12 protein-coding genes and 1 pseudogene are annotated in these 9,326 nt (G+C 70.6%); 2 read left to right on the top strand and 11 right to left on the bottom strand.

Annotated elements, in window-relative coordinates; translation table 11 throughout:
- Nucleotides 1-353: 353 nt before the first annotated feature.
- On the bottom strand, nt 354-836 hold the full coding sequence (locus ABZ497_RS35905; RefSeq protein WP_359812118.1) for a hypothetical protein: 483 nt from the start codon (nt 834-836) through the stop codon (nt 354-356).
- 598 nt (nt 837-1,434) lie between these two features.
- Between ABZ497_RS35905 and ABZ497_RS35900 the strand changes: the two genes are divergently transcribed.
- Nucleotides 1,435-1,845: a hypothetical protein gene (locus tag ABZ497_RS35900; protein WP_359812115.1), complete on the top strand. Its 411-nt coding sequence runs from the start codon at nt 1,435-1,437 to the stop codon at nt 1,843-1,845.
- Nucleotides 1,846-2,136: 291 nt separating this feature from the next.
- Here the strand turns inward: ABZ497_RS35900 and ABZ497_RS35895 are convergent, their stop codons facing one another.
- From ABZ497_RS35895 to ABZ497_RS35870, 6 genes and pseudogenes are all read right to left on the bottom strand, one after another.
- Complete coding sequence (locus tag ABZ497_RS35895; protein ID WP_359812120.1) at nt 2,137-2,430, bottom strand: hypothetical protein; 294 nt, start codon at nt 2,428-2,430, stop codon at nt 2,137-2,139.
- 41 nt (nt 2,431-2,471) lie between these two features.
- A pseudogene (locus ABZ497_RS35890) lies at nt 2,472-2,600 on the bottom strand (NUDIX domain-containing protein); the annotation flags it as partial.
- A 29-nt stretch (nt 2,601-2,629) separates the two neighbouring features.
- Nucleotides 2,630-3,295, bottom strand: coding sequence for a DUF402 domain-containing protein (locus ABZ497_RS35885; protein WP_359812113.1), 666 nt, complete (start codon nt 3,293-3,295; stop codon nt 2,630-2,632).
- A gap of 57 nt (nt 3,296-3,352) precedes the next feature.
- Nucleotides 3,353-3,715 carry a hypothetical protein gene (locus ABZ497_RS35880; RefSeq protein ID WP_359812110.1) on the bottom strand — a complete coding sequence of 121 codons (363 nt, stop codon included), beginning with the start codon at nt 3,713-3,715 and terminating at the stop codon, nt 3,353-3,355.
- 702 nt (nt 3,716-4,417) lie between these two features.
- Entirely contained in the window at nt 4,418-4,849 is a 432-nt protein-coding gene (locus ABZ497_RS35875; RefSeq protein ID WP_359812107.1) for a hypothetical protein, read from the bottom strand.
- Entirely contained in the window at nt 4,846-5,919 is a 1,074-nt protein-coding gene (locus ABZ497_RS35870) for a hypothetical protein (RefSeq protein ID WP_359812104.1), read from the bottom strand. The genes ABZ497_RS35875 and ABZ497_RS35870 overlap by 4 nt, the downstream gene beginning before the upstream one ends.
- A 438-nt stretch (nt 5,920-6,357) precedes the next feature.
- Here ABZ497_RS35870 and ABZ497_RS35865 point away from each other — a divergent pair, with 438 nt between their 5' ends.
- Nucleotides 6,358-7,086, top strand: a complete 729-nt coding sequence (locus ABZ497_RS35865; protein WP_359812102.1) for a hypothetical protein — start codon at nt 6,358-6,360, stop codon at nt 7,084-7,086.
- Nucleotides 7,087-7,221: 135 nt separating this feature from the next.
- Here ABZ497_RS35865 and ABZ497_RS35860 read toward each other — a convergent pair whose 3' ends face one another.
- The 4 genes from ABZ497_RS35860 to ABZ497_RS35845 form a co-directional block, all read right to left on the bottom strand.
- On the bottom strand, nt 7,222-7,800 hold the full coding sequence (locus ABZ497_RS35860; RefSeq protein WP_359812100.1) for a hypothetical protein: 579 nt from the start codon (nt 7,798-7,800) through the stop codon (nt 7,222-7,224).
- Nucleotides 7,801-8,189: 389 nt separating this feature from the next.
- Complete coding sequence (locus ABZ497_RS35855; protein ID WP_359812097.1) at nt 8,190-8,687, bottom strand: SMI1/KNR4 family protein; 498 nt, start codon at nt 8,685-8,687, stop codon at nt 8,190-8,192.
- A 9-nt stretch (nt 8,688-8,696) separates the two neighbouring features.
- Entirely contained in the window at nt 8,697-8,840 is a 144-nt protein-coding gene (locus ABZ497_RS35850) for a hypothetical protein (RefSeq protein ID WP_359812094.1), read from the bottom strand.
- Nucleotides 8,837-9,112: a hypothetical protein gene (locus ABZ497_RS35845; protein ID WP_359812092.1), complete on the bottom strand. Its 276-nt coding sequence runs from the start codon at nt 9,110-9,112 to the stop codon at nt 8,837-8,839. The genes ABZ497_RS35850 and ABZ497_RS35845 overlap by 4 nt, the downstream gene beginning before the upstream one ends.
- Between the last annotated feature and the right edge of the window lie 214 nt (nt 9,113-9,326).

The raw sequence follows: 9,326 nt of genomic DNA, 5'->3' as shown, positions 1-9,326 counted from the left end.
CCCACGTCGCCAAGATGCTGCGCACCGTGGCGGCCGGCGTCGCCAAACTGGAGGACCTGGAGACCGACGGCCCCGGCGCCGACAACTGGTGGCCGCTCTCCGACCTGGACAACGGCCCCGTCCCCTGGCGGGAACTGACCGGCACCAAGCCCTGACCGGCACCCGGCAGTCTCGCCTTGATGGCCGCCCCGGTACGCCCGGGGCGGGCATCAAGGTATCCCGGCCGGGCGCCGGGGCGGACCATCAAGGTGCCGCCGAGAGCTTCTGACAGCAATGGATGCATCGGTCGGTCACGCCCGCTGCCCTCGTTCGCCGGCGGGCCGGGTTCACTGGCCGTTCCTACGGTCGGCGACTCAGGTGTGCGCCCAGGCGGTTCCCCAGCAGTTGGACGTCTGCTGCGTGGGAACGTCGAAGTCGCAGAGGGAGTAGTAGAGCTGGCCATCTTCTGCGAAGCTCTTGTTGACGTTGGTCCAACCTGCGGCCTTACCGTGGTCGTTGTAGATCACGCCGCTGCGGCTGGGGTAGCCCGGATTGCTGTAGGACCACGTGATGGCGACGGGAACGCCGTCCGCGTCCTCGTCCTTCAGCCAGAACCATTCACCGTTCGGCACGAAGCACGCGGTGGCGTTCCAGTCGCTGAGCCCACAGTACTGAGATCCCGGGCCGCTCCCGCCGACCACCGACGCACGCTGAACACCGTCGGCCGCCGCGGCCGGTGAGGTGGCGAGGGTCAGGACGAGCGCGGAACCGATAAGCCCACTCGCGAGGGTTCGCCCTAAACGCACAATTGCTCCTCTCTGCGCAGGGTGCACACAATGATGCTTCTGATCGATCATCAGGCTGCGGAGCAGCCTAACGCGAGCGATGTTGCCGACTGGCCGCCAGGCGGAGACGCGTGTCCGTCATCTGCGGGCTGTCACCCCGCAAGCCCACCCCTGAAGCCCTGAAACAGGCCGTGGCCCAGCGCGCACCTGTGGAATCAGTTGTCGATCCAATAGTGGGTGAGCGTTTTACCGGAAAGGCACGCCAGTCGCACGGTCCGTGAGTCGTTGTACCAGGTGGTCCACTGGTAACTGGCATCGCTGCACCTGATACCCAGCCTCCATGTTTCACCGGAGGAACACCAACCCTCGGCGACTTGACTGCTGATCTTCTTGGTGGAGCAGGAGGTAACCCTGCTGCTGTCGGCTGACGCGGTTCCCGTTGCTCCGATTCCCGCCAGAGTAACGGCCAGAACGGTGGCGCCCACTGCTGCTGCTTTTCGCATATGCATCCTTCGGTATCGAGCTGGAGCTCTATGTTCCCGGGCGGGGCAACGTAAAGGAAAGACCAAATATGGCCAACGGCCATTCGGTAACGCCTGTGGCAGCCGGGTCACGAGGCGACGGGTGCTTTCGGAGGAACACCTCGGGGTCCTCAACCCAGGGCCATTGCATGATCGAGAAGTGCCCGGTTTTGTCAGGTGAGGCCGAGGGCTCTACACACGTGCCCGAAGACGAGCGGCTGATCGACCGGTCCGACTACCAGCGCATCTACGCCATCCTCCACGCCCTCCAGCTCAAGGCCGTGGACAAGGACGAGCGTCCGCTGTGGGAGATCCTTCGCGAACATCACGAGGACTACCTGCACTCCGACAGCCCAGTGCCGCTGGACGACCTCGTCGGCGACCGACCCTCCAGCAAGGAGCTGCAACACGCGCTGATCATCGTCGAGCGGCTGATGCGGGGAAGCACCACCGTCAGGGCCAAGCCGACGGTCGGCGTGGCGACGGTGTGCGCGACACCGGGCTGCCCGGAGCTGACCTACACGTCACTGTGCCTGAGCTGCGAGCTGAAACAGAGCTGAGTCGGACGCCCACCCCACCTTGATGGCCGCCCCGGTACGCCCGGAACGGCCATCAAAGTGCCGAGCCCCAGCACTAATACTTTGACCTGCGCCTTTTGCCTGGAATCCAAGATTTTCGGAGCCGACGGCGGGGACGCGTCCAAGGTGTCCGGGACACTCTCCAAGGTTTTCGGGGAAGCCTTCCACGGTGACCATCAAGGTGTCGCCCGGCTGGTGGGCCGACCATCAAGACATCTCCCATCGGGCCCCGGGGGCGGGATGCCCGCCCGGGGTGAGCGTCAAGGTGAGGGCTCAGCGCCACCGGTAGGAGGTGGCGGTCATCGGCGCCAGCAGCAGCGGGGTAGCGGTGGCGCAGCGGTCGGCCTGGTCGAGGACGGGGCCGACCGCCGGGTACAGGTGGAGGCCGGCTGCCTCCGCGAGCGGCAGCCACACCACCGGTGCCCGGCCGGGGTCGTCCAGTTCGGCGGCGGCGACCGTGTGGTGGAGCCGGTCGGGCAGGTGGGCGGTGAAGACCAGGTGCCGCCGACGGAAGAGCTCGCTCTCGCCCGGGCGCCGGGTCTCCTGCTCCTGGACGAAGCGCAGCACCGGCGGCTCGGGCAGGGCGGCCAGTCCAGGCCGAGCTCTTCCAGGAGCTCGCGGCGCAGCGCGGCGTGCGGGTCTTCGCCTTCTTCGGCCAGGCCGCCGGGCAGGGAGTGCTGCACGCCGTCGGGGCGGTCGCGCCGGATCAGGGCCAGGCGGCCGTCGTGGAGGAGCACCGTGCACACCCGGGTCCGAACCGGCGCTGTCACCGGTCGGCGACCAGGTCGGAGTCGTCGGGCAGCGTCGGCAGCGGCCACGCGGCGTCGGGCGCCCAGGTGGGCCAGCCGGTGGCGAAGGGGCCGGCGTGGTTGTCGAGCATGGTGATCGCCCGGCCCTGGGCCTGCTCGACCTGGCGGTGGAGGTAGTCGTCGATCACGCCGAGGCGGCGCAGCTGGGCGTACTCGGCGCGGTCCTTCCAGTGGTGGCCGGACAGGTCGGGGGTGACGACCAGGTCCAGGCACAGGTCGAGGGTGTCGATGCCGTCGGGGCGGCGCTGGTAGGGCTTCTCGAAGTTCACGTACCAGCGCAATGGCTCCTTGGTGGTGGCGTCCTGGAAGCAGTGCACGGAGAACCACTCCCCGGCCAGGAAGTGGCTCAGGAGCTCGGTGCCGGTCCAGCGGTAGTGGCCGAGCGTCCAGGTGCCGGCCGCCAGGTCCTCCAGGCCCTGTTTGCGGGCGACGTCGTCGCCGGTGCGGGTGGAGGTGATCCAGGTCGTCGGGGCCAGGCTCTCGATCCCCGGCCAGTGAGCCAGGGTCAGCACGTGGCCGGTGTCGGCGACCACCCGCTGCGGCATCGCGGTCCACACCCGGCCGGCGTGGATGTCACGGCGGATGACGGTGGTGCCGGGCTGGAACAGTTCGGTGTCGGTCACGGCAGGAGCCTTCCCGGTGCCGGGGCCGGGAAGTCCGCTCGAAGGTGTGACAGCGGGTCAGGGCTCGGGGAAGCCGTAGCGGCTGGCTGCCCAGGCGTTCGGCGGCTGCGGGGCCTCCAGGCGCTTGCGCAGTTCCTGGACGGCTTGCTCGAGCTCCTCGCGGTCGGTGGCGTTGACCGGGCCGTCCAGGAAGGCCGAGACGTCGGCGAAGAGGCCGTCCGCGATCCGGCCGGCGCACAGCTGGACGCGCTGGTGCGGCCAGTGCGTGTCGATGCCGATCCACCAGCCGTCCGCTTCGTGGACCAGGCGCAGTTGCGAGGGCAGGTGTCCGCGGAGCACTCGGGCCTGGTCCTGCCAGCCGCACACGTCGATGATCCACTCGGCCACCGGCTCCGGTCCGTACTGGATCGGCTGTGTCATCGGTCCCCACCCCTTCCGCGCCAGTGGGCCGAGCCTATCGGGCCGGGCCGTCGAGCGGACCGGAACGGTCGGTCGCCCCGGCAGGCCGGCCCCACGTCGCGCAGAGGGGCTCGTGCCAGGTGGTGCGTACGACCATGCCGCCCGGGGAGATGTGCTCGCTGGACCAGGTCCGGCAGCACCCGGGGCCGCCCGGCCGGACCGGGGCCGGCGGCCTGGCGGCGCGGACCGCCGCGGCGGGAGCGGGCACCGCTGGTGCGGACGGACGGCGGCGACGTCGACGGTGGGGCCGAGTGGGAGTCGTCATGGCGAGGGCTCTGCCCGCCCGACCGCCGCACCGAACCCGGCCACCACCCGAACGGACCATGCCGGGGCGAAACTCACCGCCCTTGACCTGCGGGGGAAAGGTTCCGCCCCGGGCGGCCGGGCCCTGGGCGGGCAAACTCACCGACGGCCCCGAGGCGAAACTCCCCAGTGCAGGTCAGCGGTGGTGGCGAAACTCCCCAGTGCAGGTCAGGGGCGGTGGCGAAACTCTCCAGCGCAGGTCAGGCGGGGTGCAACGCGCGCGGGAAGTGCAACACGTGCTGCCCATGGGTCCGCTCGGCTGATGTTTTCGCAGGTCAGGACTGCAACACGGTGGCCGGTGGCCCGGCGCGTTGCAGTCGTGTTGCACCCCGCGTTGCAGTGCCGACCGGGCCGTCGGAGTCAGGAGCGGCGCCACCAGGAGCCGCCGGTGTTCTTCGCCCTGGCGGCCTCGGCGGCCGCGGCTTCGGCCTCGGCGACGGCAAGGTGGGCCCGTTTCCGGTCGGACTCCTCCTTCAGGCAGGACGTGCACACCCGCTCGCCCCAGCGGGCCCGGTCCCACTCCGCGTCGGTGAGCTTCACCTCGCAGCGGGTGCAGGCCGGGCGGCTCGCCTCCCGCTCGGCCTGCTCGCGGGCGCGGTGGGCGGCGGCCGCGGCCTGGCGCTCGAGGGCGAGGAGCCGGTCGCCGTCCGGGTTGTCCAGCGCGCTGGTGAGTGTGTGCCAGCCGACGCGGCCGAAGCGCCGCCACACCGGGGCGGCGGCGCCCTGGTCGTCGAGCAGCTGCAGCGTGGTGGCGACCACCGGCAGCGCCAGGTGGTAGTTGACGGCCGTCACCCCCGCGTACGGGTACGGCCGCGGACTCCAGAAGGCGGCGGAGCCGGCCTCCACCGCGTCGAGGCGGCGCAGCAGCCGCTGGTGGTCGCGTTCGGCCTTCGCGGCCTGCTGCTCGGGGGTGAGGGGCCGGGTGCCGGGGCGGTCGCGTCTGCGGCCTGGGGTGAGGACCAGGGCGACGGGTGGGTAGCCCTCGTGGCCGGTGGGCGGGTAGGCGGTGCGCCAGTGCCGGTGGTCGTGGACGGCGGCCCCGTTGTGCCGGGCGGCTTTCGCCCGGGTCTTGTCGGCGCCCTTGGCGAGCAGTAGGTGGCGAGCTTCTCGACGAGCTGGCCGACCGTCTCGTTGTCGCGGTCGACCTCGACCAGGAGCACCGGCACGTCGGCGCCGGGGTCGCGCAGCACGAGGTCGGCGTAGCGGGCGGTGCGGCCGGGCAACGCGTGGCGGACCTCGGTGGTGAGGGTGAGCGGCGATCCGTGGCCGGCTCGGGTCAGGTGCCCGGCGGTGGCGACCACGTCCAGGGCGTGTTCGTCGTAGCCGGCGCTCTTCTCCTCGCGGACGGTGGACAGCTTGCTGCCGGGCGGCAGCAGGCGGGCGGCTTCCTTGTGGCCGGCCTTGGTCAGGCACCAGAGCTTGCGGCCGCGGGCCCAGCCGTCCGGGCGCGCCTTGCCCGCCTCCTGGAGGTCGAGCAGGGCGTCGCGGGTCGACTTGTCGCTGGCCTGCCCGGGCAGGGCCAGGTGCCAGAGCTCCCGGCCGGTGGCGCGCTGGAACAGGACGAGCGCCACCATGCCCCTCGCCCTGGCCGAACCCGTCGCACGGTGCTTGCGCCTCCGGTTTCCAGGAGCAGCGGTAGAAGGGTTGTCGCCACCGCGGCGGACCCTTGTCCGGGGCTGCTGGCCTGCGGAAACGGGCTTCTCGCCGGGCGGGGCGGTGGAGGTGCGGGCGGAGGTGCCACCGGAGGGGACGCCCAGGCCCTTGTCCTGGCCGGTCGAGGCCTTCGCCTGTCGGTTGGTCGGGTGGTCGGCGGCCTGGTCGCCGTCGTCCGGGTCGGGAGCGGCGAGCGAGATGGTGGTCATCGGGTTGGCCTTCCGTCAGCGATAGGCCGGATCCGGCGCGGTGGCCGGCCCGGCACCCGGACCGGCGCCCGGGTGCGGCCGACCATGCACGGCACCCCCTTGTCCGCGGCCTGACCGAACCCCTTATCCGACCCCTTGACCAACGTGTTGTCCCGCCCGATTCGCCCCAGTCCAGGGCCTTGCCCTCCCGGTATGTCCGTGACCGACACCACAGACCGTCAGCCCGCGCGCACGAGCGGTGCGGTCCGTCGGCCTTGCGGTGCGGGACGAGGCAGTGCGGTGCGGTGCGGTGCGGTTGTCTCGTCTCAAATGATCTTGACCATTTGCCAAATGATCTTGACGGGCCATGGGTTTCTGTCACTTGATCTTGATCGGTGGGGCCCCGGGGCGTTCGCCGCGACGGCGACGTTGGTCGGTGGCATGACGTAGGGTCCGCGCATGATCATGCGTCCCACTGGTCAGGAAGACGGGCCATACAGTGTCGCCTTCCTCCCACGGCAGCAGATGGCCTTCAGGGCGGCCGAGCAGCCGATATCCGAACCGGTGGCCAAGCTCGGCGGTCAACCCGTGTGGCTGGACGGGCCCGCATGGCCGGTGGATCCGTCCACCGGCAGCCCGCTGGTGTTCATCGGTCAGTTCCCGGTCCCCGGAGACGCACTCCGCATGGCCTACCTCTTCGTCGACGAGGAAGACCGGATCATGGGAGGGACCAACCCGGAGGCTGGAGACGCGGTTCTGCTCGTGCAGCCCGGCGGCCGCATCCCGCCCTTCGCGGTCATCGGGCCACCGGGCACCCGGGGGCGGACGCTGTGGCGCTGGGGCCCGGACGAATCCGAAATCCCGGTCGAATGGCATATCGACCTGCAGTCGGTAGCACCAGAGATCAACCGTTCGCTCGACGACCAGGCGGCGTTCGAGCGGAGCCTGCGAGGCGAGGGGCCGGCCGTCGAGGTGCCCGATGGAGAGGGCCTCCACGACTACATGGGCGGCGCCGCCTGCTACCCCAACCTCTTCGCGCGAGTCGAGGCTCCGTGGCAGTTTCTCTTCAAGATCAGTGACGCGCCCGATGACGGGGATCCGTACTTCCTCAACTTCGGATACGGATACGGATACGGCTTCGTCAGCCCCGACCACCGCGAAGGCCGCTTCTTCTGGGAGTGCTCATAGACACCCAGCCCCGCGAACCCATGGCACGTTGATCAGCCAGCCAACGCCCCACAACCCCACCAAGATCGTTTGACAATCGGTCAAGATCATCTGACACGGGACAGCGGTGCGGGATGCGGTGGTGCGGTGCGGGGTCTACCAGCGGGTGAGGTCTTCTCCGAGGGCGCGGAGCAGCAGGGCGAGGGCGGCGTCGGGGCCGGGGCAGAGCAGGGGTTCGCCGCTGGCGGCGTCGGCGACGATGCTGCTGTCGATGAGGGCGGTCCAGGTGCCGCGCTGGACGTCGTACTCCTCGATCCAGCCGACCGGGCGGCCACCTTGCTGCAGTTCCTGGACACCCGGGTAGTCGGGCCAGATGAGGTGGATCAGGCCGTCGGCGAGGGCGTAGCGGGTCGGGATGCCGAGGCCGCGGTCGGAGGGGACGGTCCAGCCGGTCGGGCGCTTGAGGGCCAGGTGCGGCACACCCGGCATCGCACGCTCGGCGCGGAGCCGGGTGGCGTGCGCGCGCTGGAGGGCGTCCAGGGCGTCGCCGACGGTGCGGTGGGTGCGGGCTCCGCTGTCCTTGTCGGTCAGGATCGTGGCGGCCTGCTCGCCCCGGTGTGCGGCGGCGATGTGCCCGGCCGCTCCCCACGGGCCGTCCGGCAACGACGTGGTCCAGCCGACCGGCCGGCCCCCGTGGAGCAGCTGGTGAACGTCCTCGGCCTGCAGTCCGTCCACGAGGCCGAGTCGAATGCTGAAGCTGTTCGAGACCACCATCGTGGCCCACCTCGGTACCGCCGGCCCCATAGGCGCCATCGCCGAGCAGCAGCTGCGCATCCTCGCCCGGCCGATCCTGTAACCCGGGCCGATGCGGTTCCCCCGGCCTGCCACGCGGGCACGAGCCGGACATGGACGAGGAGCAGGCCGACCCGGGCGCAGCGGCAAGACCGGCCGGCACGGCGAGCCCGCCCACCCCGCGAGCAGCCGCAGGGCGGGGATGATCTATCTAGCTGGCCATCAGCCACGCGTGGTTGAGCTCCACCTGCCGGATGAACAATCTGTCAGACCCCGGGTCCGCCGCTACTCGGCCCGCCAATGAACGAAGCGGGGCGGCTGCTCGCCCCAGGTCACGACGCGCCGACGGGGCTCGGGCTGGTCCCGCCGGAGAGCAGCCTGTAGAGGAACTCGGCCATGCGCATGTCGAAGACCAAGGGCGCACCGCCGCTGCAGCCGAGGATCAGGACCGGCCAGGCATCGGGATCGTCGCCAATCGTCAACCAGCCGAGGGTGTCGGCCGTGCAGGAGCCTCCCCAGACGATGATCTGCTCGGCGGAGCGCACCTCGTCGGTGGGCTCGCCGTCCTCCTCGAAGACGCAGCGTGCCTCCTCCGTCATGCCGTGCATGCCGGGTTGCGGGGCGTTCGGCGGCATCAGTTCGTCGGGGGCGAACACGGCAAGGGAGCGAGAGATCTCCCCCTGCCCGTACCGGGTGATGAACTCGGTGTAGTCGCGCGGGAACCGGAAGCCCCACGCCTGCTCCACCGCCGCCCAGTCACCGGATTCACCGGCCCCGTCGTGCGGGGGCATGAGTTCCATGAGCCTGTTGATGTCGAATTCGCGTGCCATTGATCACTCTCACTGTAGCCCGAGGTTGTACCAGGCCTTGGATTCCACCCCGGCCTTGTGCAGCTCGTCGCGGCCGTTGAACGCGGCCAGCAGCACTCCGGTGTCGGCCACCGCCAGCACTGGGGCGGCCGGCCCCGGGACGGCGGGGGTCACCGGCCGAAGCCTTCGGCCAGGTACTCGTCCGCGTGGGCCGCGAGGTCTGGCGGGCCGTCGAACAGCGTCCAGTCCGCGAACTCCGACTCGCCGATCGTGGTGGTCGGCAGCTTCAACGTGCCGGCCGCGTACTCCAGCGCCAGCGCCTCGGCCGGACGTCCGAGCACGGCGGCGAGCTCGCGAAGGACCGCGGCCTCCAGCCCGCCGACCGTCACCTGCGCCGTGATCGGCCGCTCCGGCGGTACGGCGGGCGGCTGTGCGTGCGCGTCCATCACCTGGTCCTCTCTGTGGGGTTCCCCGGACCTTGCAGGTCCTGGGCGGGTTGTTCGGCTAGACGAGGCCGCCGAGCGGTCGACCGCGCTTGGCCTCGTACTTTCTGCTCCAGTCGGCCAGGGCACGTATTCGGTCGTGATCAATGGGTTCGAGTGAGGTCCTTGATCCAGATCATCGCGCCACGGAGGTGGAGGCCGGCGAGGTAGCTTTCCG

This window comes from Kitasatospora sp. NPDC005751 (genome assembly GCF_040630835.1).
Classification (GTDB): domain Bacteria; phylum Actinomycetota; class Actinomycetes; order Streptomycetales; family Streptomycetaceae; genus Kitasatospora.
Note: the sequence above shows the minus strand (reverse complement) of the source record. Positions and strands in the feature narration are given on the sequence as shown.

Coding starts and splice junctions, on each gene's coding strand:
- ABZ497_RS35880 (WP_359812110.1), bottom strand. CDS start 3,715: ATGACACAGCCGATCCAGTACGGACCGGAGCCGGTGGCCGAGTGGATC.
- ABZ497_RS35865 (WP_359812102.1), top strand. CDS start 6,358: ATGATCATGCGTCCCACTGGTCAGGAAGACGGGCCATACAGTGTCGCC.
- ABZ497_RS35845 (WP_359812092.1), bottom strand. CDS start 9,112: ATGGACGCGCACGCACAGCCGCCCGCCGTACCGCCGGAGCGGCCGATC.
- ABZ497_RS35855 (WP_359812097.1), bottom strand. CDS start 8,687: ATGGCACGCGAATTCGACATCAACAGGCTCATGGAACTCATGCCCCCG.
- ABZ497_RS35905 (WP_359812118.1), bottom strand. CDS start 836: ATGATCGATCAGAAGCATCATTGTGTGCACCCTGCGCAGAGAGGAGCA.
- ABZ497_RS35870 (WP_359812104.1), bottom strand. CDS start 5,919: ATGACCACCATCTCGCTCGCCGCTCCCGACCCGGACGACGGCGACCAG.
- ABZ497_RS35900 (WP_359812115.1), top strand. CDS start 1,435: ATGATCGAGAAGTGCCCGGTTTTGTCAGGTGAGGCCGAGGGCTCTACA.